The following is a 24425-nucleotide window of genomic DNA, read 5'->3' as shown; positions in this document are numbered from 1 at the left end:
ATTAGAGTTCCAACACCGTTTCAAAGACTTTTTGAACGCTACCTTTGAAAAAAAGTTTTTGATCTACAATACGCAAACTGAGCTTATCCCCACTGATAGGGTAAATCGTAGCACTCGTCCCCACTAATTTTTGACGGTATGCACTGTAAAAACATGCCGCCATGCCCGTACCACACGCCAAAGTCTCATCTTCAACTCCACGCTCATACGTTCTTACATGTAAGGCATTTTTTTCAAGTGTGGCGTAATTGACATTGGCATTGTATTTGTAACGCATTTGACGTGCAATGACTTTGTCAAAACAGTCCATATCCTCAACGAATGTCACCAAATGAGGCACTCCTGTATCGCAAAAATGCCACGTGAGTCCATTTTCTTCGAAAGATTCACTGAGTACTTTGGGCGTGGTTAACTCTGTTTCGACCAGATCATTTTCGACCACGGAAGTGATCACACCGGCTCCCGTTAAAAAGCGCATCGAAGCGTTTGCCAGCTGGTTCGTAAACGCATAATGCGCACACGCACGCGTACCATTGCCACACATCGAAGCGATGCTGCCATCGTTGTTGTAAAATTGCCATTTAAAATCGTATTCAGCGTGCGGAAGCAGTACAATCAACCCATCCGCACCCACACCTTTTTGTCTATCGCAGAGCTGTTGGGCGAGTTTGCTTCGATCCACCTCAACGAAGGTATGAAAAATAATAAAATCATTGCCATTCGCGTTATATTTTACAATGTGCATAGGTTCCTCGTACAAATGTGATAAATTTTTCGATTTCACTCTCTAAGAATTTCATATCAAAGGAGTTATTAATCAGAAAATCGGCTAAGATCTTCTTCTCTTCAATGCTAATTTGAGCATCAATGCGTTTTTGCGCCTCTTCTTTGGTAAAGTTTTCCCGCACCATTAACCGTTTGCGCTGAACCTCAACAGGCGCATACACAACAGCGACCAGCCTGCATGAATAGCCATCACTCTCAAAATAGAGCGGAATATCGATGATATAAGGCTTTTGTTTCGCTTCTAAAAGGTCACAACGTCTGAAAATCTCTTGCCGAATCAACGGATGCAAAAAGGCATTGAGCTTTTCGCGCTCTTTTTTATCATTAAAAATCAGTGCTCCAAGTGCTTTACGATCAATCGCTCCTTCACACATGACACGATCTCCAAAAAGGGCTTCTACCTCTTTTACATGTAAAGGTAAAATCTCTTTCGCGATCACGTCTGCATCGATCACGTCAAAACCATGTGACTTTAGCATTGACGAGACCGTACTTTTGCCAGTGGCAATCCCACCTGTTAAAATAATCGCATGTTCATACGCCATAGAATCCTAACACCTTTTGCTATTTTTATAACGATTTTAACATACTTTTGTTAAAATCTATTAAACAATAAATAACCTCACTAAAGGCATATCCATGAGCACTGTCAGCTACAAAGACGCTGGTGTTGATATAGACGCGGGAAACCAATTTGTCGAAAATATTAAACCACTCGTCAAGTCCACTTTTGATAAAAATGTTATCGGAGGCATTGGCTCTTTTGCAGGTGCTTATGAACTCCCTTCTGGGTATCAAAAACCTGTTATTTTAGGGGCAACCGATGGCGTTGGAACCAAACTCAAACTGGCGATCGATTCAGGGATTTATGACACCGTAGGGATCGACTTAGTAGCAATGTGTGCCAATGATCTTATCTGTAACTTTGGCACACCTCTTTTTTTCCTCGATTACTATGCGATGAGTAAATTGGAAATCGATGCTGCTGTGAACATTGTCAAAGGTATTGCGCAAGGGTGTATTCAAGCGGAGTGTTCTCTCATTGGTGGTGAAACGGCTGAGATGCCGGGAATGTATCATAGTAAAGATTTTGATCTTGCAGGTTTTGCGGTGGGAATCGCTGAAAAAGATGAGATGAACCGTCTTCCTCACGTCAAAGCGGGTGATATTTTAATCGCTCTTCCAAGTTCAGGCGTTCACTCTAACGGTTTTTCACTCGTTCGAAAACTCTTCTTTGACAAACTAGGCTACACCTTTGAGACAGAGTTTGATGGCAAACCACTTATCGAGACACTCTTAACCCCAACGCGTATTTATGTCAAACTTTTTAAAGCGCTTAAATCTAAGATCAACGCACTTGCACACATCACCGGCGGTGGCATCGTTGAAAACCTTCCGCGCGTTCTGCCTGAGGGTCTACGAGCGCATGTCTACAAATCCAAAATCAAAACACTTCCCATTTTTGACTTTATGGGTCAATATGTCGAAGAGAGTGAGATGCACCGCACGTTCAATATGGGCGTAGGCATGATCCTCGTGGTCAGTCCTGAGAATGTCGATGATGTCCTTGCCAACAGTGATGGTTATGTCATCGGGGAACTTAAAACTGGCGAACGTAGTGCCATTATGCTCTAATGAGTAACGTTTACCTCTTCTCAAAGCTTTTTACATACCTGGTTTTACCACCAGGTATTTTTATTATCCTCTTTTTAGTTGCCGCATTCTATGCCAAACGTTTTCGTCTTTTCTTTGTAGCCAATGCTGTCATTTTTTATCTTTTGAGCAACGTTTATGTCGCCGATTGGCTTTTAAAACCTTTAGAAGAACCTTTTAACCAAAGCATCACAAAAGCACCTGTAGACGCGGTGATCGTCCTTGGAGGAGGGCACACGCAAGGAGTTGCCAATTTACCGCTGAGCAGTGATGCTTATAAGCGTATGATGTGGGGATTAATGGTTGCGAAGTCGAACAATGTGCCACTTTTATTCAGCGGTGGCGGTATGCAAAAAGCGTATTTGGAAAGCGATGCCTTTTTGGATAGCCTTAAAGAGCTCAAGCTCTACCTCGAAATCCCAACACCCACCTCTAAAAGCTTGGGATCCAAAGAGTTCTCTTTACATGTAGAAGATAAAAGTCTCGATACCTACCAAAATGCGCAATTTTGTAAAGTTGCGTTTGAAAAAGTAGGACTGGCTACGCCTACCATTTACCTTGTAACCTCTGCGTATCATATGAGGCGATCCATCCGCCTGTATGAGCACTTTGGCTTCAACGTCATTCCTGCAGCGACGAACTTTAAAATCAATCATAAAGCGAAAGATACCTGGGATTATCTGCCCAATGCACACTCCTTTTACAAAAGCTACATTGCACTGCATGAATATGTGGGGTTGTTGAGTTTAAAATTTCGAGGAATTTAGGCTTACATGTAAAGACTATTTGCGTTTATCGCCCGTAATTTTATAGATAAAACTAAAGACTTCTGCCACGGCTTTATACAGCATGGGCGGGATCTCTTTATTGAGTTCAATTTTTGAGAGCAACTCCACCAAGTCGGCATCTTTTTTGATAAAGATGTCATGCTCTTGTGCTAGTTTGATGATATTGTTTGCCACTTCGCCTTTACCCGAAGCGACAACACGAGGAGCGCCTTTTTTCTCTCGGTCGTATTTGAGGGCAACCGCTTTTTGAGGTTTAGGGGAGGGTGTATTCATATTTTTATATTAATCCCAAATTGAAGTTTTTCACCGCTAAAATAGTCGTTTTTGACAACACTAACATCTTTATACTCCAACATTTTCACCGTTCCTGTAATAAGTCCCACCTCATTGAGCGCGCGTTTGAGTTTCGTAAGTTGCTGTGTAATCTTCTCTCCCAACTCTTTTTTCTGCGATGCAATGGTAATGTCAATATACTTCTCACCTGAAAGCACCAGCATCATATTAAGCTTGCCATAGGATTCAAGATCCAGATCAATTTGGCAATGAAACTTCTCATCACTGCTTTGCTTCATCATCATGGAACCACCTTTGAGCCCATCCCAACTAAAAGGAATATACAGGTGCGTCGAACTACTCACGTAAGAGACTAACTGATGGTACTCGATTTGCGTTAGCAGGCGATTGGTAATCTCTAGGGCTTCTTTGTTTTGCCCCGATGCTTGAAGATGATCGCTCAGTTTCGTTAAAACGCCTTTCATATCACTCAGCAACTCCACATCTGTAGGATCAAGTGAGAGTTTTTGAGCAATCGTTTTGCCCACAAAAAGCTCTGGTTTAATCAGCGCATGAATCTTTTGTTCTAATGCACTACTTTTATCAAGAAAATCTGCTTGCTGAACTGTTTTACTGTCTAAGATTTCAATCTGTTGTTTAATGCGATTTGCCACCATTTGGAGCGCTTCTTCCACGGTTTCAGGAGGCATTGAACTTTTGCTCTCTTGCACTGTTTTTGTAGCTAAAATGACCTCTTCTAAGCCTTCGGTTAAAGGTAAAGGGGCTGCCTCCGTGGAAGGCTCTTTTAAAAGGGTCTCTTTTTTGAGGAGTTGATCGATTTGAGGCTGCAATTCATCCAGTTGCAATGCCCCAAGGTTTTCTTTGAGCATCTCTAAAAGAACTTTCACTTGGGTTGTGAAATGCTCTTCCACTTTCATATTGGTAGCATAATTCTCGACTTTAGAATGGATTAAATCCATCTGAGCAATCGCATAATTAAGTTTTTGAACGTTTTGATAAACACTTTTAAATGTTGCAACCCCTTCACCTGCAATTTCTTGCTTTACACTTTGGCGAAAAAGATCCAACAGACTTTTCAGGCTTGTTTGCGCTTCTTTAGAGGAGAGATCCTGTGACGTATTCAGACGATCCATAATGGTTGTTATCTCTTTTGCAAGGGGAGAAATGGCTTTACTGGTTCCCTCAAGATGGGTTTGAAGCTCAGAGAGAAGTGTTTGAATGCTCTCCTGCACCCCTTTTTGAGTCACAATGTTCGCCAACTTTGATTCAAAAAAAACACCTGAGTTTTGTACTTGTGTTTGGAGTATCTTAGTATCAATCTGATCGATGCTCTTAGAAAAAATCTGTAAAAGCGCCAAAGGTTGCGCGATGGTTGAATCCATTTTAACAATAGAGCTTAGATTTTTAATGTCTTCGGCAAAATTTCCCATATTTTTAAAAAGTTGATTGTTTTGTAAAATCTCAAAAATGGTACTTTTCGATTTGGCTTCACTCACAGCAGATCCAAGCAGTTGACCAATGACCTCTTGTGCATTACTCGGCGTTGTGGTGCTTTTTTGAGCGGTAAGCGATAAGGGAATATTCGCAGTGTCTTGGATAATCTTTGTGGCATTCTCTTTGGCTGTCGCTTTTGGATCGAGCGTTTGGAGCTGATTGGCAAGCAGTGACGTCGTTGAAATGTCCATTAAAACACCTTTATGCCACACACTATCATAGTCCGTGCCTTTTTATGATTGTTTTGTATCTTTTGTCTTAATTTTCACAAGCCACTCAGAAAGCGTTTTCTCATACCCTATCGGCAAATTATCATAAAAATGAAGAGGCTTTTCCAAATAGTTTTGTTCTACCCAGCCACCAAAATCATGCGGATAGAGATACCCTTTGGGAGAAGGACTTTTAAGATGTGCTGGAACTTTGAGAGCTTTTTCATTTTTGACGTAGGCTAACGCATTATTGATTGCCATATAAGCACTGTTAGACTTGGGGCTACACGCTAGATAAATCAGACATTGCGATAAAATGATACGCGCTTCAGGATAACCAATCTTACTCACGCTGGTAAGCGTACTAGAAGCCAAATTAAGCGCGTTCGGATTGGCATTGCCAATATCTTCACTTGCAAGGATAACAAGCCGTCTAGCGATGAAATCAGGACTCTCTCCGCCATCAATCAAACGCGCAAGATAATAAAGCGCAGCATCTACATCAGAGCCTCTCACACTTTTAATCATCGCGCTGATTAAGTTATAGTGTGTGTTATCGGAGCTTACACCATCTTTAAGCGCACTAGGGCGCAGCATTTTAAGGGTTTCAAGCGTTACATGTAAATCTACTTTGAGCGCAAATTCGAGTAAATTCAAGAGTGCCCTACTGTCACCTGCACTTGAACTGATTAAATATGCTATAGCATCATCATCAATCTCAAACGTAACTTTTTCACGAACATGTTCGATAATAGCTTTGAGATCACCCTCTTCAAGCGGATAAAATTCAAAGAGCATCATGCGCGAGCGTATGCCAGAACTAAGAACAAAGTAGGGGTTTTCGGTTGATGCACCAATGACAATTGCTTCATGATTTTCCATAGGAAGTAAGAGTACTTCTTGTTGGGTTTTAGAGAGACGATGAATCTCGTCGATGAAAATAAGTGGTTTTTGAAGCGCTCCACGGTGTTGTGAAAGGATCTTGCGAATCTCTTCGACTTTAACACTCGTCGCATCTAATTCGTAAAAAGGAAGTCCTAACTCGTTAGCCACAATACGGGCTAACGTTGTTTTTCCCACACCAGCAGGACCAAAGAAAAGCGAATGGCTCATGGAACCAGATTTAAGAAGCTTACGAAAAGGGCTACGTTCACCACTAAGATGTTTTTGCCCGGCTAAATCTTCAATCGCTTGAGGACGAAAGAAGAGAGCGAAGTTATTGATCATCATCCTCTTCAATCTCGTTGACTTTCTCTTTACCTTTTTTCATATACTCAAGATAGTCCCTCAGCGCTGAGTATTCACTCCCCGTGAAATAACGATGTTTCCCAGGTTTGAGCATGCCTAAATCGATTTTGCCATAGCTCACGCGTTTGAGATCCACAACATCAACATCAAAATAGCCAAAAAAGCGTCTAAGCTCTCTGTTTTTACCTTCGTTAATCATCACTTTAATCGTTGAGAATGTTGGGCTGTTTTTAATAATGCGGTACGAGAGAAATGGTGCAAAATCCATAGAATGAATTTCACTGTGCGAATGTCCACCCTTACGGGCATCTTCAAGATAAAGACCTTCTTGCATCGCTTTTTCCATCGCAGGGGTAATCATCCCATTGATTTTCACATAATAAACACGTTCTAAATCACCATGCATTAATGCCGAAACAACAGAGGGGGAATCGCACAAAAGTAATAACCCTTCGCTCGCAAAATCGAGTCTTCCTACACTGAGATAATGTCCAAATTGTGGTGGTAATGTATCGTATATGGTCTTACGACCACGATCATCTTTTTTGCTCACTAACTCACCTTTTTGTTTGTGATACGCAATCACAGAATAACCGTGTTTTTCAAAAAGGGCTCTACCACCCAGTTCGATCTTATTTTTAAAACTCACCTGTGTTGAGAGATCTTGTACAACGACACCATCGACTTTGACATTCCCTGCCTTGATGAGTTCATCCGCCTCACGCCTTGAGTAGTGCGTGTTGTGCGAAATCATTTTATTGAGTCTCATTAATTCCATATTATTTTATTCCTGCTTCCACTAAGTGGTGGATATGTAATACCCCTTTTAGCACGCCATCTGTATCGGTAATGGCTAAAAGTTGTATTTTGTGTTGTTCAATGAAAGCTAATGCCTCACTGGCTAAAAGCGTCTCGTCATCTAGTTTTTTTGGATTTTTAGAAGCATACTCGTATGCCGTTGCATCCATGTTAAAATCATCTCGCATCAATGCTCTACGTAAATCTCCGTCGCTTAAGATGGCTAACAATTTGTTATCTTTATCGGTTATGAGAACATTGCCCAGTCTGCCTTCGCTCATCGTGATGATGGCATCTTTAAGCCTCGTTGTCTCGTGTGCGATCGGAAGGTCCTCTATTAGCATTAAGTCTTTTACTTTAACAAACAGGCGCTTACCTAAACTTCCTCCTGGATGAAAGGATGCAAAATCCTCTTTTTGAAAGTTTTTCTTCTTCATCAAACAAACTGCTAACGCGTCACCCAATGCAAGCGTGAGTGTTGTTGAGCACGTAGGTGCTGCATCAAGAGGACATGCCTCTTTTTCTACATGTAAAGGGATAAAAATGTCGCTGTAACGCCCAAGGGAAGAGTCACATGAGCGTGCCATTCCGATAAGAGGAATCTCAAAACGCTTGATGTGAGGTAATATCTTGATCAGCTCTTCACTCTCACCACTGTAACTAATCGCGAGCACCGCATCGTCTTTGCCAACCATGCCAAGATCACCGTGCATCGCTTCGGTAGGATGGAGGAAAAAGCTACTGGTTCCTGTACTGGCAAGCGTTGCAGCAATTTTAGCACCAATCAGTCCACTTTTACCTACACCGGTCACAATCAGTTTGCCTTTGATGTTCGCAATTAAATTTGTTGCTTCACTCATCTCTTTACCAATCATTTCAGCAGCACTGAGTAGCTCTTTTGCTTCAAGCTCCAATACTTCTTTCGCTATTGCTTTAAAATCTTGCATGTGCTTTCCTACATCATAAAGATCGTTGGAACGATCGTTGGGTATTTTTTCATCTGTCTGTAAATATGTTTGCGCACCACTTGACGTACTTCATTTTCAAGGGCGCGTGTATTTTCAAGTAGCTCTTTTTTAGCATTCACAATAAACTGATCAATCACACCTTCCATTTCAATGGAAAACGCTTTATCATCTCGATCAGGAACCAACCCATAGCTAATAATTTTTGGCTTAGAAATCAGTTTATGATCACTCTTATCGATCTGAACCACTAACATAACCAAACCAGAATCAGCTAATTTTTGACGATCAATCACAACATCATCCGCGATCTGTTCATTAATTTGATTGTCAATAAACACTTTGCCTGTTTTAACGGTTTTAATCTTTTTGATGTACTTTGCACTCACTTCAACTTGATCACCATCGCTCATCAGTACGATATTGCGCTCTGGAATACCACATTGCATCGCTGTCTCTTTATGCTTCGTGATGTGATTGTATTCACCATGAACAGGAAGGAAAAAGCGTGGCTTAACCAGACGTAAAATAAGCTTTTGTTCCTCTTGCGCAGCATGCCCACTCACGTGTATCTCACTGAAATCTTGATACGCTACATTAGCCCCACTTTTGAGTAAAAAGTTAAGAACCTTTGAAACACTGCCTTCGTTGCCTGGGATCGCTTTTGCAGAGATAATGATCTGATCGGTTGGCTTAATTTTAACATGTCGATGTTCATCCGTAGCCATTCGGTACAGTGCACTCATTGTCTCACCTTGGCTTCCAGTGGTAACAATCAAGACATCTTTATCAGGGTATTTATTGACCTCATGTGGATCAATAAAGATACTTTTATCCAATTCTATATATCCAAGATCAATCGCCGTAAAGAGATTTCGCTCCATGGAGCGACCAATAACAGAGACTTTTCTACCGTATTTTAAACCGTAATCAATCGCTTGATAAACTCTGTGAATATTGGAAGAGAAGGTGGACATAATCACGCGACCTTTTGCCTTGGAAAAGAGAGAATCAAATGTTTTTCCAACGGTACTCTCACTACGCGTAATGCCCTCTTTATAAGAGTTGGTACTATCACTCATCAAACAAAGAACCCCTTTTTCACCGTATGCAGCAAAGCGGTTAAGATCCGTGACAAACCCATCAATGGGGGTATGATCGATCTTAAAATCACCCGTATGAATGATGGTTCCAGCCTCTGTGGTAATCGCAAGAGAAGAAGCGTCAATAATGGAGTGTGTAATGTGAATCCACTCGATTTCAAACTCACCAATTTTATAGATTTTGCGTTTTTCAACCGGTCTAAAATACTTTTTGTGCGCTTTAAGACCGTGTTCGTCAAATTTATTGGCGATCATGCCCAGAGGCAATGGCGTCGCATAAAGTGGAAATTGCATCTCTTTAAATAAATAAGCCAGTGCACCAATATGATCTTCATGGGCATGTGAAATAATAATTCCTGCTATTTTTTTCTTAATTTGGCGCAGATAACTAAAATCGGGTATTAAGATATCTACACCGTGCATATCTTCACTGGGGAAACTCATACCAACATCAAGGACAATGGCTGATGTCTCAGTCTCAAAAACGCAGATGTTTCCGCCGATTTCACCTAATCCGCCAAGAGGCGTAATTTTGATCTTTCCTTTAGAAGTTTGGTCAAGCAAATTTGAGCGATTTAATCTCTCTTTGTGCATTTTTTGATTGGCTTCAATCGCCTTTTTCATATCTCGTTGCCAAGGCTCATTTCCTTCAATAGACGCTGCTGTTGAAGGTTTATTGCTTTTGCGTCTTCTATTATTGCGTGGTTTTTTCTCACTAGGCTCACCAGAAGCATCTTTGGGTGCATTTGTGTTTGTGTTTGAGTTTGAGTTTGGGTTAGCGTTCACCTGATTTCTGTTAGTGTGGTGGTGCGTTTGTTTAGAGTGTCCTGAGGGTTTTAGAGTCGTTTCTCTAGGCTTCTCGTTACTGTTATTCTGTTGTTGCGTTACTTCGTTTTCTTGCATCATTCAACCTTAAATGTTTAAATAGTAGATGATGAGACAAGACGCTTATTTCATGGGGACGAATCGTTATTGGAAGATCAAACATCTGCATCAAATCGTGCACAGACTGCTTATCAAACTCGGAAGAAATATTTTTCAACCAAGTTTTTCGTGGACTTTGAAAAGAACAGCGCAAATATTTTTTAAATTTTTGCAATTGCTCTTTGGTTTCAAAAATACCCGAAAAGGCTCCTTCAACAAACTCTTTGTGTTTATCAATTTTGAGAATAGAAGAGACGACTTTAGGTTGTGGATCAAACGATGTTGGATCCACATCAAAAAGTAATTTTGCAGTACCAATACTTTGGGTTAAAATCGCTAAAGAAGTAAACTCTTTGGTTTTGGGAGCTGCTGCAAATTTCTCTGCAACCTCTTTTTGAACCATCACCTCCATTGATTTACAATAAGGATCTTCTAAAGCTTCCAAAATAATGGTTGTCGCAATATAATAGGGTAAATTCGCCACCAAATCATAGGGCTCGTTGAGCAATGACCCTTTTTCGTATTGGTTTAAAACATTGGCGTGGACCAATGTCAGACTCCCCTGATCTATCTCTTTTGAGAATTTCTTTCTCAAATAAACGCACAAGTCTTCATCGACCTCGTATGCTACTAAAGGCTTAACCTTCAGCAGTTCTTGCGTCAAATCACCTAAGCCAGGCCCTATTTCAACGAGTTTTTGATCGTTTCGGGGCATCGCTTGGATGATTTTACTTAAAACACTACTATCTTTTAAAAAATTTTGGCCAAATTTTTTTTTTGCCTCTATCAATTTGTACCCTGTTTTTAAAATTTAGCCAATTGTAACTAACTTTTACTTATAAAAGAGTTATAGTCTTAATTAATCTTAGTATTCAGAAGTTTTTTTTAATTCTTTCGCTATCATTTGTGCCTATATTTACCTAGAAAAGAGAGTCTTATGGAGCATTTTGCTAAGCGTATTATCCCTTGCCTTGATGTCAAAAATGGACGCGTTGTTAAGGGTGTTAATTTTGTTGGACTCAAAGATGCAGGTGATCCTATTGAAATAGCCAAACGCTACAATGAAGAAGGTGCAGATGAGCTCACATTTTTGGATATTACAGCGAGTCATGAAGGTCGTGGGACAATTGTTGATATTGTTGAAAAAGTCGCGCGCGAAGTTTTTATCCCCCTGACCGTTGGTGGAGGGATACGAACACTGGATGATATTTACAGCCTTTTACATGTAGGCTGTGATAAAGTCAGTATTAACTCTCCAGCCATTGCTAATCCTCATTTTATAGATGAATCGTCTAAACGATTTGGGTCTCAATGTATTGTTGTAGCGATTGATGCTAAGCGCACAGGTGATTCGTGGCATGTCTTCATCAATGGAGGAAGAATCGATACAGGTCTTGATGCGCTTGCTTGGGCGAAAGAGGCTCAAGAGAGGGGAGCAGGTGAGATACTCTTAACCTCCATGGATTGTGATGGTGCAAAAAATGGTTATGACATTCCACTCACATCACAAATGAGTGCGATGCTTGATATTCCTGTGATTGCCAGTGGTGGTGCAGGGACGATGGAACATATCAAAGATGCGTTTTTAAATGGTGCTGATGCAGCGCTCGCTGCTTCTATATTTCACTTTAAAGAGATTGATATTATGGATCTTAAACGTTACCTCAGAAATGAGGGGATTGCAGTACGGTTATGATTCTCTGCGCTGGGCGAAATGAAACATTTGATTTTGCAAGGCCTATTGGCGTTGGACTAATAGAGAGTGCCATTAACCTTACGAAACTTGTTCTTGAAGAAAAACCTGCTTTTTTGTTTTTTGTAGGTACTGCAGGAAGTTATGGAAACCATCAGCCACTTGAACTTATTTACAGCCATCGTGCGGCCAATATTGAACTTGGCTATTTACAAAATCAGTGTTACACTCCTTTAGAAAACCAAATTGAAGCAGAGAATATCTATGTTTCACGTGGAACAAATCATCCGTCCCCTATTATCAATTCCAGTAATTACATTACAACCGATCCAACATTAGCTCGTAAAATGGTTCAAAAAAATATTGAGTTAGAGAATATGGAGTTCTTTTCAATTGTCAGTGTCGCTAACCAATTCAAAATTCCTTGTTCTGGATTTTTTGTTATTACAAACTATTGCGACCAAAATGCGCACCGTGATTTTATGAAAAACCATGCGAAAGCAAAAGCATTCATTACTTTACATGTAAAAAAAATGTGCATCTTGTAAAACAAGATCTAAGCACGACATACTTGGGCTTTCTGCCGAAGAAAACTAAGCGTTAGCGTAGCATTGGAAGCTTACTTCAAATGCGTGTTCAAAGTTCAGAAAGAACTAAAATAAAAAATTTGAGGTATTATGGAAAAACAAAATATATTCGACCTTTCTAAAGAAGAGTTATCGGAAGTTATAAAACCTGCTTTTAGAGCGAAGCAAATTTATCAATGGCTGTATCAAAAATATGTTACTTCTTTTGATGAGATGAAAAATCTACCCAAAGAGCTTAAAGAGCAACTCAACGCAACGTACTATCTTGATCCACTCACAATCGCAAAAGTTGAAGAGAGCAGGGATGGAAGTAAGAAGTATCTCTTTTCACTTAAAGATGGAAATACTGTAGAATCTGTTCTTTTACCCACGAAGCAAGAGCAAACGGATGAAGAGGGAAAATTACTTCACCATACACGCTACACCATTTGCATTTCTTCGCAAGTCGGATGCAAAATAGGCTGTGCCTTTTGCCTTACAGGGAAAAGTGGCTTTAAACGCAATCTAACCGCTGGTGAAATAACATCTCAAATTTTAATGATTAAAAGAGATAACGCTATAGCCGAAAACAGACGTGTCAACATTGTTTATATGGGAATGGGTGAACCACTAGACAACCTTACTAACGTGAGCAAAGCGGTGCGTATTTTTAACGATCTTGATGGTCTATCTATCTCCCCTCGTAGGCAAACCATTTCGACCAGTGGACTGAGTACCCAAATCGAAAAACTTGGCTTGATGGATTTAGGCGTACTGTTAGCTATCTCGCTTCATGCCGTGGATGATGATCTAAGACAAAAACTAATGCCAATCAATAAAGCCTATAATATTGAGTCCATCATCAACGCGGTTAAAGCATTCCCCATAGACGCACGTAAACGCGTCATGTTTGAATACTTAGTGATGAAAGGGGTAAACGATGACCAAAAGAGCGCAAAGAAGCTGGTGAAGCTCCTACATGGCATAAAATCGAAAGTTAATCTCATCTATTTTAACCCACATCTTGGAAGTGAATTTGGACGACCATCCGAGAAAGATATGATTGCCTTTCAACAGTACCTTGTCGACCATGGTGTACTCTGTACGATTCGCCAATCCAAAGGATTAGATATTAGCGCTGCCTGTGGTCAATTAAAAGATAAGGAGCAAAAAAATGGCAATGCTTGATCTTTTTCAACTTGGATTTTTAATTATCGTCGTTATTGTAGGAGTAGGAGGATTGATAACCGTCCTCTTTAAAAAAGAGAAGTAATGGCTTTACATGTAAAGTATATTTTAGAATAGCGCTTAGGAAAATCCTAAGCGCTATTGATTCTATTTTGCGGTCCACTCCTGAGAAATAATCTCTTTATCAGCAATAAAAATCTTACCAACGAACAGATCCCCTTTGATATAACTCCCTACCCCTTTTGGTGTCCCACTCATTACAATATCATTATCAATCAGTGTTGAAAAGGAGTTAATCTCAGTAATAACAGACAAAGGTTTGTGAATCATCAAATCAATATTTCCTTCTTGTACTAACACACCGTTAATCCATAATTGCATCGAGAGTTTGTTGACATCCGATTCATCAATACTGACAAACGAACTCATAACAGCAGCGCCATCAAAAGCCTTTGCACGCTCCCACGGCAACCCTTTTGCTTTAAGCTCACTCTGAAGTTCGCGGTTAGTCAAATCAAGTCCAAAAGCAACTGCACAAATCTTTCCTTGCTTAATTAAAAAAGAGATTTCACCTTCATAATGCAGTGGTGTTTGCACACCTGTTATCAGCTCACTGCTGAGTGCTGTGTTAGGTTTCATAAAAAGAACCATTGAGGTTGGCACCTCATTGTTTAACTCTTTAATATGTTCAACGTAATTTCGACCAATACAGACAACCTTGCTTGGCGCAACGCGTATACCATCAAGAACAACTGTTTTCATCTCTAACCTTTCATCAATGTGTAAAATTCAATTTTAGCATCAAACTGTGATGCTATCTTATAAGAAATTCCTTTATATTCAAATGCTAAGGTTTGCGCATGCAAAAGAAGGCGTGGACTGTGTGTTAGAGCAATTTGCTCATCCATATTCATTGTACCGTCCAAAAAACGCTCAGCATCTTCTTCTTCAACACCATAAATGGGATCGCCGACAATATGATGTTTCACGTGGAACAAATGAACCCTGATTTGATGTTGGCGACCTGTATAAGGAATCGCCTCAACCAATGTGGCATTTTTATCCTCAAAGTAGTGCAATGGTGTAATTTTTGTTTGAGAAATTTTCCCTCTCTCATCCACATGAACTTTTAAGCGAATTTGACTGGTCGCAACATCACGTTTGAGTCTTTCATCGATCATCAGCACATCATCCATTTTCCCATGCACCAACGCCACATAACTCTTTTGAACATGACGTGTCGCAAAAAGACGTTTGAGTTCAATTTCAGCTTGTTTATGTTTACCAACCAAAACCAAACCGCTCGTGCTTTTGTCAATGCGGTGCGCGGCATTGGCATCTTTACCGTACAATGATTTTATTTCATCATTCAGTGTATATCCATCACTGCGCTTTCGTGGGTGCATCATCACACCACTGGGCTTTTCAAATACCGCAAAATCTTCTGTCTCAAAAACAGGCACCAATCCTCTGGATTCACCTTCAAAAACGACCACACTAATATTACCTACGATAACTGTTGATTTTTTCAGAAGCTGTTCGCCTTCGACAAAAACACGTCGTTTGTCAATCATCTTTTGCGCTTCACCCATACGAATATCAAAGATATCCATTAAGAAACGAAAGGCTAGTGTTGGTTTTTCAAGAACAAACTTTTTCAAAGTATACGCCAAAATTCAACCCTTTTTTAGTCCGATATTGTTACAATAAATCATTACATAAAACACGCAATAATAGATAAATTCACCGTATTTTATCACAGAAAAATCACAAACAGACAAGGAATGAGAATGGTAGAGCGCTACGCACGAGAAGAGATGAAAAAGCATTGGACAATTGAGGCAAAATACGACGCATGGCTCAGAGTCGAAAAAGCCGCAACCAAAGCATGGAATAAATTAGGGCTCATTCCAGATGTCGATTGTGAGAAGATCGTTAAGAACGCAAAGTTTAATATTGACCGTATTGATGAAATTGAAAAAGTGACCCGTCATGATGTGATTGCTTTTTTAACCAGTGTTGCAGATAGCCTAGGCGAAGAGAGCAGATGGGTGCATTATGGCATGACTAGCTCAGATTGTATCGACACTGCCGTTGCCCTTCAGATGCGTGACTCTTTACATGTAATCATTGACGATGTCAAAATATTGATGGAATCATTGAAAACGAGAGCCATGGAACACAAGATGACCTTGATGGTCGGACGAAGTCATGGTATTCATGGTGAACCCATTACTTTTGGTTTAGTGCTTGCTATTTGGTATGAAGAGATCAAACGAAGTCTCAAAAATCTTGAAAATGTGATGGAAGTCATTTCGGTAGGACAGATCAGTGGTGCGATGGGCAATATGGCGCATTCACCCATTGAGCTTGAAGAGTATGTATGTGAAGACCTTGGACTCACACCTGCTCCTGTTTCCAACCAAGTCATTCAACGTGATCGTTATGCGGCACTGATGAATGCTCTTGCACTTTTAGCTTCCAGTTGTGAGAAAATTGCCGTTGCGGTACGTCACTATCAACGCACCGAAGTGTATGAATGCGAAGAGTTTTTTGAAAAAGGACAAAAAGGAAGCTCTGCCATGCCTCACAAGCGCAATCCTGTCCTTAGCGAGAACATTACGGGTCTTTGCCGTATGATTCGCTCTTTCGCGATCCCAGCTATGGAAAACGTCGCATTATGGCACGAGAGAGACATCAGTCACAGCTCAGTCGAGCGTTTTATACTTCCAGATGGTTTCATAACCACGGATTTTATGCTCAGTCGCCTTAACAGTGTTATCTCCAAACTCGTCGTTTACCCAGAAAATATGATGCGCAACCTCAATCTCACGGGTGGTCTTGTTTTTTCCCAACGCATTTTACTTGAACTCCCCCTTAAAAATGTATCGCGTGAAGATGCGTATAAAATTGTTCAACGCAATGCGATGAAAGTCTGGGAAGATCTTCAGCATGGAAAACCTGCACTTAACAGCGATGGAGAAAGTTTGTATCTTCAAAACTTACTAGGCGATGAAGATTTAAGAGCCAAACTGAGTGAAACAGAAATCAGAGAGTGTTTTGACTATAGCTACTATACAAAAAATGTCGATAAAATCTTTCAAAGGGTGTTCAAATAATGTTAACCGTCCAAAAGCGTAATGGTCGCATTGAGCCACTAGACATCTCTAAAATTCAAAAATATACCAGCTCTGCTATCAAAGGTTTGGATAACGTCTCTCAGAGCGAACTCGAGGTCGATGCCAAGATTCAATTTCGCGATCAAATCACCACGGAAGAGATTCAAAAGACATTGATCAAAACGGCGGTGGACAAGATCGATATTGATCGCCCAAATTGGACTTTTGTTGCGGCGCGTCTGTTTCTGTATGATCTCTACCATAAAGTCAATGGCTTTACAGGGTATGGAAGCTTTGCTGAGTATCTGGATCGTGGAGAGAAAGAGGGACGTATTGCACTTGGGATGAAAGCCAAATACGATCTTAAAGACCTTGAAGCGCACCTCAAGCCTGAACGTGATCTTCAATTTACCTATCTGGGGATAAAAACCCTTCACGATCGTTATTTGATCAAAAACAGACAAGGAAGACCGATTGAATTGCCACAGCATATGTTTATGGCAATTGCCATGTTTTTGGCGCAAAATGAGCTGAACTCTCAAGATTGGGCAAAAAAGTTTTACGATGTCATTAGTAAATTTGAAGTGATGCTTGCAACCCCTACACTCTCCAATGCACGTACAACACGTCATCAACTCAGTTCATGCTACATCGGAAGTACCCCTGATAACATCGAAGGTATATTTGACTCTTACAAAGAGATGTCGCTACTGAGTAAATTTGGCGGGGGCATTGGTTGGGATTGGAATTTGGTTCGTTCCATGGGTGGCATGATCGATGGGCATAAAAATGCTGCAGGTGGCGTGATACCCTTTCTTAAAATCACCAATGACATCGCCATTGCCGTTGATCAACTAGGAACCCGGAAAGGTGCCATTGCGGTTTATTTAGAGCCATGGCATATGGATATTTCTGACTTCTTAGACTTGAAGAAAAACTCAGGCGAAGAGAGACGTCGCGCACACGATCTTTTCCCCGCACTCTGGATCAATGATCTCTTTATGAAACGCGTGGAAGCCAATGCGATGTGGACACTGTTTGATCCTGCTGAAGCGGGCGATCTTGCGGAAGTCTATGGTGAAGAGTTTGAGCGTCGTTACACTGCGTATGAGCAAAACGATGCCATTTCCAAAGAGTATGTGCCAGCTAAAGAGTTGTGGAAAAAGATACTGACCAGTTATTTTGAGAGCGGAAGCCCATTCCTCTGTTTCAAAGACAATGCCAATCGTGCCAACCCTAACGATCATACAGGCATCATTCGAAGCTCCAACCTATGCACCGAGATCTTTCAAAATACGGCACCCAATCATTACAAAATCAAAATTGTGTACAATGACCAGAGCATTGATACCTATGAAGAGAGCGATTTAGTCACGGTGGATAGTGGTGTGACCAAAGAGGCGAAAAAAGTAACGGCTCTAGATAGCATCAATGGCAAAGATATTTTCATTGTTGAAAAAGAGATGGTGGAGGGCAAAACGGCTGTGTGTAACCTTGCCAGTGTCAATCTCTCATTGATTCATACCAAAGAAGATATTGAGAGAACCGTTCCAATTGCCATTCGAATGCTTGATAACGTCATTGATCTCAACTTCTATCCGCATGCCAAAGTCAAACACACGAACCTCAAATCACGCGCCATTGGTTTGGGCGTCATGGGTGAAGCACAAATGCTGGCGGAACAACACATCGCGTGGGGAAGTTATGAGCACTTTAGCAAAATCGATGAAGTGATGGAAGCGGTGAGTTACAACGCTATTCTTGCCTCTTCCAATCTTGCGATTGAAAAAGGAATGTACCCCGAATTTGAAGGCTCAAAATGGAGCCGAGGCATTTTCCCCATCGACACCGCCAATGAAGAGGCGAAAAAACTAGTGGATCGCGGTGGACTTTTTGGTTACATGTACGACTGGGACAGTTTGAGAGAAAAAGTGAAAAAGAATGGTATGCGCAATGGCTATTTGATGGCAGTCGCACCAACAAGCTCTATCTCCATTTTAGTCGGCACCACACAAACGATCGAACCTGTGTATAAACGCAAATGGTTTGAAGAGAATCTCTCAGGTATGATTCCGGTGGTCGTTCCAAATCTAAGTCCTGATACGTGGAATTTTTACACGCCTGCGTATGAACTGGATCAAAGAGTGCTCATCAAAGCAGGTGCTATTCGTCAAAAATGGATCGATCAAGGACAAAGCCTTAACATTTTCATTACCCTTGATAAAGCCAGTGGAAAGTACCTCAATGACATCTATATGCTTGGATGGAAACTCGGCATTAAATCGACCTATTACCTTCGTTCTCAATCGCCTGAGAATAAACTCGAAGTAGCGGATCGTAGCATTGAGTGCGAGGGTTGTCAGTAACAAAACGCTTTACATGTAAAGGTTAAAAATGAAAACAATAGGATTGATCGGTGGCATGAGTTGGGAGTCCACACAGAGTTATTACACACTTTTAAACGAGGGTGTAAAAACAAAACTGGGGGGACTGCATAGTGCTAAGATCATCCTTCATTCCGTTGATTTTGCACCGATTGCACGCTTTCAAAGCGAAGAAAAATGGAAAGAGGCTGCTGAGATCCTCCAAGAAGCAGCACTTTCACTGGAACGCGCAGGAGTAGATTTTATACTCCTCTGCACCAATACAATGCACAAAATCCTTCCACTTATCACACCGCATGTCAAAACACCTTTTTTACACATAGCAGAAGCAACTGCAAACGCGCTGCATGCACAAGGTGCGCGTAAAGCTATTTTGCTTGGAACCAAGTTTACGATGCAAGAGATGTTTTACACAGAGGTTTTAAATGCTCATCAAATTGATGTGGTTATCCCCGATGTTACGTCAATTGAGAAGATCAATCGCATCATTTTTGAAGAGCTTTGTATTGGTAAAATTGAAACAGCCTCCAAAGAGATATTTTTAAAGATCATCAATGAGCTTAAATGTCATGATGAACAGATCGATGCAGTGATTTTAGGATGCACAGAAATTGGTCTTTTACTGGATCAAAAAAGCGCTCATTTACCGCTATTTGATACAACTGTTTTACATGTAAACGCAGCGCTCAAGCGCGCACTTGGCAGATTATAACTTATAATAAAAATTAATTTTAAATTTTAATATTTTAAAGCATAAAGTTAAGATTAATCCCTTTAATTAGGGACTATACACGTTAATAAAACTAATTAAAAAAGCTTTACTTATCACCTGTGACATAAGTGTTTCAGGTTAATTATTAAGTTTCTTTAAATTTTATACTTACTATAATCTTCTCTACTTTTAAATCTAGGATAACCATGCTAACCAAAGTTCTCAAACGCGACGGTACCACCGAAGAATTTCAGCCCTATAAGATCGAAGACGCTATCAAAAAGGCCTTTAAAAGTGAAGGTGTCACGTACGATGAAAGCATTTTTAAAGAGATTCAAAAGCGAATCGAGAAGAAACGGGTAGCAGCGGTCGAAGACTTCCAAGATATGATCGAACAAGAGCTTTACAAATCTCGTTATTTTGATGTAATGCGCTCATTCATTCTCTACCGACATACGCACAAGATGCAACGCGAGCACATTTACGGACTGAATGAAGATACGACGTATGTGAATTCTAGCCAAACGATTGAAGAGTACATTGGCAAAAGTGACTGGAGAATTAAAGCAAACTCCAACACCGGCTACTCCAATGCGGGCCTTGTGAACAACACTGCAGGCAAAGTCATCGCTAACTACTGGCTTGATAAAATTTACTCCAAAGAAGAGGGTTTAGCGCACCGAAATGGCGACTACCATATCCATGATTTGGATTGTTTAACGGCGTATTGTGCCGGTTGGAGCCTAAGAGTTTTACTGGATGAAGGCTTTAATGGTGTTCGCGGTCGCGTAGAGAGTCGACCTCCGATGCACTTTAGAGAAGCACTCGGTCAGATGGCAAACTTTTTAGGCATCTTACAAAGTGAATGGGCAGGGGCACAAGCATTTAGCTCGTTCGATACCTACCTAGCGCCATACGCGTTTAAAGATAAAATTTCCTTCAAAGAGATCAAAAAAGCAATTCGCAGCTTTATTTACAATCTCAATGTTCCTGCGCGTTGGGGACAAAGCCCGTTTACCAATATTACGATTGATTGGACCGTTCCAACCGATTTAGCCGATCAAATCCCAACCTCAAGTCAACGCCATCTGTTTAAAGAGATCAACGATGCGGAACTCCTTGAAGAGGCAAAAAAACGCGGTGTGAATTCACTCGAAGCGATGACTTATAAACATTTCCAAAAAGAGATGAATCAGATCAACAAAGCGTACTATGAAGTGATGACCGAGGGCGATAAAACGGGTCAACCCTTTACCTTCCCGATTCCGACCGTTAATATTACCGAAGATTTTGATTGGGATGGAGAAAACACCGAACTTCTTTTTGAAAATACCGCCAAAATAGGCTCTTCCTACTTTCAAAACTTCATAGGAAGCCAATACGTTAGAGATGCTGAGGGAAAACTCGTTGAAAACCCAAAAGCTTACAAACCTGGACATGTGCGCTCGATGTGTTGTCGGTTGCAACTCGATCTTAGAGAGCTGTTAAAACGCGGTGGTGGACTTTTTGGAAGTGCGGAGATGACAGGAAGTATTGGTGTTGTGACCTTAAATATGGCGCGTCTTGGGTACCTCTATAAAGGCAATAAAAAAGAGTTGATGGAGCGATTTGAATACCTGATGGATCTTGCCAAATCAACGTTAGAAAAGAAGCGCGTCTTTGTGCAAGAGATGTACAACCGTGGGCTTTACCCGTATACGGCGCGTTATTTGCCAGGGTTTAACAGCCATTTCTCGACCATTGGAGTCAACGGTATCAACGAGATGATTCGCAATTTTACCGATGACAAACATACCATTGCCGATGAGTATGGAATGGAATTTGCTCACGAAATCTTAGAATTTGTGCGCAACAAAATGGTCACCTATCAAGAAGAGACGGGAAATCTCTACAATCTTGAAGCCACTCCGGCAGAGGGAACAACGTACCGTTTTGCCAAAGAAGATAAAAAACGCTACCCTGAGATCATCCAAGCAGGATCGGGAAAAAATGTCTACTACACCAACTCCTCTCAACTTCCTGCGAATTTTACCGATGATCCTTTTGAGGCATTGGATCTCCAAGATGACCTTCAATGCTCCTACACAGGCGGAACCGTTCTGCATCTTTACATGAAAGAGCGCATTAGTTCCAGTGAAGCGTGCAAAAAGTTGGTTAAAAACGTAATCACCAACTACCGTATGCCATACCTTACGATCACACCGGTTTTTTCGGTGTGTGAGAAGCATGGCTACATCAGTGGTGAGCATGAATTTTGCCCGAAATGCGACGAAGAACTCGTCGAACAATTCAAAAAAGGAGAAGTATCGTGAGTCAAACCGAAATTTTAGAGAAGTTAAAAGAAAAACGTACTAAATGTATCGTTTATACCCGTGTTATGGGCTACCACAGACCCGTAGAGAGTTTTAATGTTGGTAAAACAGGCGAACATCGGGAGCGCATTCAATTTGTTGAAAAATGCTCTTGCCGATAAGGCAATCCACAGCATTACCAAATTTACGACGCTGGATTATCCCCATCATCTAGCGTCGATCTTTTGGTTTGCCAAGTGCAATATGGCATGTCCGTATTGCTACAATCCTCGTATCGTACGCGAAAATGGCACGATTGACCTCGAATATGCCCTACACTTTTTACAATCGCGCCAAGGTCGTCTGGATGGTGTGGTTTTAAGTGGCGGCGAATGTACGCTCTACCCACATCTTGAGCCTTTTTGCGAAGCGATTAAAGCCTTAGGCTATAAGATCAAAATCGACACCAACGGCACCTATCCAGAGCTACTAGAGCGTTTAATCGAGAAAAAGCTGGTGGACTACATCGCCCTTGATTACAAAGCTCCCAAACAGCAGTATGAAACCTTAACGCATCACCGCCATTTTGAGCGCTTTGAACAGAGTCTGAGCATGCTAATTCAACGCTCATTTCCATTTGAAGTACGCACCACACTGCACCCAGATCTGCTGACACCCACTGACATCAATGCGATCATTAAAGATTTACATGTAAAGGGCTATCAAGGCACTTATTACCTCCAAAATTATTTACATGTAAACGAAACGATGGCGCATACAGCTCCACCCACACGCACTTTTGATCAAACAGAGCTTTTAAATCTTATCCCTATTGCCTTTCGAAATTAAGCAGTATTGGGTTGAGCTTTTGGAGCACACTTTCCCAATCTTCCATGTCATCTTGCCTTAAAAGCTGAACCGTAGGATACCAAGGGCTATCATTTCGCTCAAGCATCCACCTCCAATCGGGGGCAAACGGCAAAAGCACTACAGTTTTTTGACCCAAAGCTGCGGCTAAATGCGCAACACTCGTATCGACACTTACCACGAGATTCATCAGAGCACACAGTGCTGCGGTATCGCTAAAATCATGCAGGGTTTCTCCAAAAAAATGGATCGAAGAATTTGCTAAAGCAGCGTGATCAGTTTGTCGTACCTCTTTTTGCAAGCAAACATACTCAAAAGCTTCGGGAAGATGGGGAAGCAATGTTTCCAAGGGAATGCTTCGATAGGCATCACCTTTATTGGTTTCACTACCACTCCAAGCTAACCCAACTTTGGGCTTCAACCCACCCAATCGTTTCTGCCAATTAGCAATTTTTTGAGGATCGGCGACCAAATAACCCTGCTTTGAAGGAATACGCTCCAACGTGGTTTTAAATGCAAAAGGAAGGCTTAAAAGTGAGCAATGGAGATCAAACGGCGGTAAAGCTTCACCTTTTTCCAAAAAACAAGAAACACCGCTTAATTGACGCATCAGTGGCAACAGTGGCTTGGCGACTTCAAAGATAATCGCACAGCCAAGTTTTGCGACCCTTTCGATGTACCTGCAAAACTGAATCGTATCGCCAAAGCCTTGCTCAGTATAAATCAAAAGGGTTTTACCCTCCAACGATTCCTCCCCCTTCCAAGCAGGCTTTGAAAATGCTCTGAGAGTTCTTCGTTTTTCATACAGCGCAAATCCTTCCAAAAAATCACCTCTTGCCAAAAGAATGAGTGATTTATTCAAAAGCGCATTAGTATTATCGGGATTCAAGGCAATGGCTTTTTCATAAAGCGCCATCGCCTCTTCAAGCCTGTTTTGATCTTTGCGAATATTGCCCAAGTTGGTGTAGGCATTGGCATGATCTGGACGCAGAGCGATGGTTTTTTCGTAGAGTTCTGCCGCCTCTTCGCGTCTGTTTTGGACTTTAAACATAACGCCTAAATTGTAATAAACATTGGGATGATTCAGATGCGAGAGAATGGCTTTTTCATACATTTCGATGGCTTCAACAAGCTTCTCTTGTTTTTGAAAAATCGTGCCTAAATTGTAATAAGCGTGCGCATGCGGCTGAATGGCTAAGAGTTTTTCATACAGTTTTTGAGCTTCATCGTCGTGTGAAAGTTTATGAAGTTTTAGCGCTTGTTGCCATAAAGCATCCATTTCCTCGTTATGCGGCTTTGCGTGTTGTTTCATCGTGTGTGACTTTCTCCCAAAAAGTGCGTTA

At 41.1% G+C, this 24425-nt stretch carries 23 protein-coding genes; 11 read left to right on the top strand and 12 right to left on the bottom strand.

Features of this window, described 5'->3' with window-relative positions; genetic code table 11:
* Nucleotide 1: 1 nt before the first annotated feature.
* Nucleotides 2-745 (bottom strand): diaminopimelate epimerase, encoded by a 744-nt coding sequence (gene dapF, locus JU57_RS11940; protein ID WP_037961404.1) that lies wholly within the window; start codon nt 743-745, stop codon nt 2-4.
* Complete coding sequence (gene coaE, locus JU57_RS11935) at nt 726-1331, bottom strand: dephospho-CoA kinase (protein WP_037961401.1); 606 nt, start codon at nt 1329-1331, stop codon at nt 726-728. The genes dapF and coaE overlap by 20 nt, the downstream gene beginning before the upstream one ends.
* 94 nt (nt 1332-1425) lie before the next feature.
* Between coaE and purM the strand changes: the two genes are divergently transcribed.
* Both purM and JU57_RS11925 read left to right on the top strand, forming a co-directional pair.
* Nucleotides 1426-2421, top strand: a complete 996-nt coding sequence (purM, locus tag JU57_RS11930; protein WP_037961398.1) for a phosphoribosylformylglycinamidine cyclo-ligase — start codon at nt 1426-1428, stop codon at nt 2419-2421.
* A complete protein-coding gene (locus tag JU57_RS11925; RefSeq protein ID WP_037961395.1) occupies nt 2421-3206 on the top strand; it encodes a YdcF family protein in 786 nt (261 codons plus the stop codon). The genes purM and JU57_RS11925 overlap by 1 nt, the downstream gene beginning before the upstream one ends.
* 15 nt (nt 3207-3221) lie before the next feature.
* Here JU57_RS11925 and JU57_RS11920 read toward each other — a convergent pair whose 3' ends face one another.
* The 7 genes from JU57_RS11920 to rsmA are packed head-to-tail and all read right to left on the bottom strand — an operon-like array spanning nt 3222 to nt 11052.
* On the bottom strand, nt 3222-3500 hold the full coding sequence (locus JU57_RS11920; protein WP_025343329.1) for an EscU/YscU/HrcU family type III secretion system export apparatus switch protein: 279 nt from the start codon (nt 3498-3500) through the stop codon (nt 3222-3224).
* The gene (locus JU57_RS11915) at nt 3497-5206 is read right to left on the bottom strand and encodes a flagellar hook-length control protein FliK (RefSeq protein WP_037961392.1); all 1710 of its coding nucleotides are present in this window, start codon (nt 5204-5206) and stop codon (nt 3497-3499) included. The genes JU57_RS11920 and JU57_RS11915 overlap by 4 nt, the downstream gene beginning before the upstream one ends.
* Before the next feature lie 42 nt (nt 5207-5248).
* Entirely contained in the window at nt 5249-6451 is a 1203-nt protein-coding gene (locus JU57_RS11910; protein ID WP_037961389.1) for a replication-associated recombination protein A, read from the bottom strand.
* Nucleotides 6441-7250 carry a pseudouridine synthase gene (locus JU57_RS11905; RefSeq protein WP_037961387.1) on the bottom strand — a complete coding sequence of 270 codons (810 nt, stop codon included), beginning with the start codon at nt 7248-7250 and terminating at the stop codon, nt 6441-6443. The genes JU57_RS11910 and JU57_RS11905 overlap by 11 nt, the downstream gene beginning before the upstream one ends.
* Nucleotide 7251: 1 nt before the next feature.
* Nucleotides 7252-8217, bottom strand: coding sequence for a KpsF/GutQ family sugar-phosphate isomerase (locus tag JU57_RS11900; protein WP_037961385.1), 966 nt, complete (start codon nt 8215-8217; stop codon nt 7252-7254).
* Nucleotides 8218-8225: 8 nt separating this feature from the next.
* Nucleotides 8226-10241 (bottom strand): ribonuclease J, encoded by a 2016-nt coding sequence (locus JU57_RS11895; RefSeq protein WP_037961383.1) that lies wholly within the window; start codon nt 10239-10241, stop codon nt 8226-8228.
* Nucleotides 10207-11052 carry a 16S rRNA (adenine(1518)-N(6)/adenine(1519)-N(6))-dimethyltransferase RsmA gene (gene rsmA / locus JU57_RS11890; RefSeq protein ID WP_037961382.1) on the bottom strand — a complete coding sequence of 282 codons (846 nt, stop codon included), beginning with the start codon at nt 11050-11052 and terminating at the stop codon, nt 10207-10209. The genes JU57_RS11895 and rsmA overlap by 35 nt, the downstream gene beginning before the upstream one ends.
* A gap of 147 nt (nt 11053-11199) precedes the next feature.
* Here rsmA and hisF point away from each other — a divergent pair, with 147 nt between their 5' ends.
* The 3 genes from hisF (at nt 11200) to rlmN (ending at nt 13709) form a co-directional block, all read left to right on the top strand.
* Nucleotides 11200-11958 carry an imidazole glycerol phosphate synthase subunit HisF gene (gene hisF, locus JU57_RS11885; protein WP_037961379.1) on the top strand — a complete coding sequence of 253 codons (759 nt, stop codon included), beginning with the start codon at nt 11200-11202 and terminating at the stop codon, nt 11956-11958.
* Nucleotides 11955-12503, top strand: coding sequence for a purine-nucleoside phosphorylase (locus JU57_RS11880; protein WP_037961376.1), 549 nt, complete (start codon nt 11955-11957; stop codon nt 12501-12503). Before hisF ends, JU57_RS11880 begins: the two co-directional genes overlap by 4 nt.
* A 129-nt stretch (nt 12504-12632) precedes the next feature.
* Nucleotides 12633-13709, top strand: a complete 1077-nt coding sequence (gene rlmN / locus JU57_RS11875; RefSeq protein ID WP_037961373.1) for a 23S rRNA (adenine(2503)-C(2))-methyltransferase RlmN — start codon at nt 12633-12635, stop codon at nt 13707-13709.
* A gap of 147 nt (nt 13710-13856) precedes the next feature.
* On the opposite strand, the gene JU57_RS11870 is transcribed toward rlmN, so the two are convergent.
* Together JU57_RS11870 and JU57_RS11865 are read right to left on the bottom strand one after the other, a co-directional pair.
* Nucleotides 13857-14471 (bottom strand): fumarylacetoacetate hydrolase family protein, encoded by a 615-nt coding sequence (locus JU57_RS11870; protein ID WP_037961370.1) that lies wholly within the window; start codon nt 14469-14471, stop codon nt 13857-13859.
* Between the two features lie 2 nt (nt 14472-14473).
* Nucleotides 14474-15382: an RluA family pseudouridine synthase gene (locus tag JU57_RS11865; protein ID WP_051906841.1), complete on the bottom strand. Its 909-nt coding sequence runs from the start codon at nt 15380-15382 to the stop codon at nt 14474-14476.
* Nucleotides 15383-15499: 117 nt separating this feature from the next.
* Between JU57_RS11865 and purB the strand changes: the two genes are divergently transcribed.
* The 6 genes from purB to JU57_RS11840 all read left to right on the top strand — a co-directional run bounded on the left by purB (nt 15500) and on the right by JU57_RS11840 (nt 23064).
* On the top strand, nt 15500-16828 hold the full coding sequence (gene purB, locus JU57_RS11860) for an adenylosuccinate lyase (protein WP_037961368.1): 1329 nt from the start codon (nt 15500-15502) through the stop codon (nt 16826-16828).
* Nucleotides 16828-19194 carry a ribonucleoside-diphosphate reductase subunit alpha gene (locus JU57_RS11855; protein ID WP_037961366.1) on the top strand — a complete coding sequence of 789 codons (2367 nt, stop codon included), beginning with the start codon at nt 16828-16830 and terminating at the stop codon, nt 19192-19194. Before purB ends, JU57_RS11855 begins: the two co-directional genes overlap by 1 nt.
* Before the next feature lie 28 nt (nt 19195-19222).
* Nucleotides 19223-19924: an aspartate/glutamate racemase family protein gene (locus JU57_RS11850; protein WP_037961363.1), complete on the top strand. Its 702-nt coding sequence runs from the start codon at nt 19223-19225 to the stop codon at nt 19922-19924.
* A gap of 206 nt (nt 19925-20130) precedes the next feature.
* Nucleotides 20131-22236, top strand: coding sequence for a ribonucleoside triphosphate reductase (locus JU57_RS11845; RefSeq protein WP_037961360.1), 2106 nt, complete (start codon nt 20131-20133; stop codon nt 22234-22236).
* Nucleotides 22233-22397 carry an anaerobic ribonucleoside-triphosphate reductase gene (locus JU57_RS14155; RefSeq protein ID WP_025343313.1) on the top strand — a complete coding sequence of 55 codons (165 nt, stop codon included), beginning with the start codon at nt 22233-22235 and terminating at the stop codon, nt 22395-22397. Before JU57_RS11845 ends, JU57_RS14155 begins: the two co-directional genes overlap by 4 nt.
* On the top strand, nt 22375-23064 hold the full coding sequence (locus JU57_RS11840; protein ID WP_294877307.1) for an anaerobic ribonucleoside-triphosphate reductase activating protein: 690 nt from the start codon (nt 22375-22377) through the stop codon (nt 23062-23064). Before JU57_RS14155 ends, JU57_RS11840 begins: the two co-directional genes overlap by 23 nt.
* Here JU57_RS11840 and JU57_RS11835 read toward each other — a convergent pair.
* Nucleotides 23045-24394: a tetratricopeptide repeat-containing glycosyltransferase family protein gene (locus tag JU57_RS11835; RefSeq protein WP_051906839.1), complete on the bottom strand. Its 1350-nt coding sequence runs from the start codon at nt 24392-24394 to the stop codon at nt 23045-23047. The two genes, JU57_RS11840 and JU57_RS11835, sit on opposite strands and share 20 nt — an antisense overlap.
* Between the last annotated feature and the right edge of the window lie 31 nt (nt 24395-24425).

This window comes from Sulfurospirillum sp. SCADC (assembly GCF_000743525.1).
Taxonomy (GTDB): Bacteria; Campylobacterota; Campylobacteria; order Campylobacterales; family Sulfurospirillaceae; genus Sulfurospirillum.
The sequence above is the reverse complement of the archived record's forward strand: the minus strand, read 5'-3'. Positions and strand labels throughout refer to the sequence as shown.